Genomic DNA, 390 nt, shown 5'->3' with positions numbered 1-390 from the left:
GCCTCCACCGGTAGAACTCACTTGTGACCTATATCAGGGAACCGTCGAATTGAGCTCCCTTTGGTATGCGAGCGCTCGCGGCAAAGCAAGTGGTAAGCAGCTTCTCGTGGATTTCGTTCAGGGCAGCGGTCATGACGTGCATGGCGGCACTCTGAAAAAATTGCTCGTGGAATGCCGTCGGCTATCCAACCGGGACGGCGTCACGCAGGTCGTTCTGGATGAGACCCAGCACATCAATACTGGTGAGGGCGCCTCTAAGGTGACCGATATCCTGCTGACGATGGCAGCCATCGGCCCCCCTGTGATCTTTGTGTCCAACTACAGCCTCGTGCACAGGTTGTTTCGTCGTAACAGTGAAGACAAGCAGAGGCTGCTTTCCGAGCCACGGAT

General features: G+C 56.2%; 1 protein-coding gene. It reads left to right on the top strand.

Translation table 11 applies throughout. The features are described 5' to 3' along the window. The coding region (locus tag E4T88_RS18165) for a hypothetical protein (RefSeq protein WP_221411843.1) at positions 1–390 on the top strand (390 nt) is incomplete at both ends.

It is taken from the genome of Dysgonomonas mossii, assembly GCF_004569505.1.
Taxonomy (GTDB): Bacteria; Bacteroidota; Bacteroidia; order Bacteroidales; family Dysgonomonadaceae; genus Dysgonomonas.
This window is presented reverse-complemented; position numbering and strand designations above follow the sequence as displayed.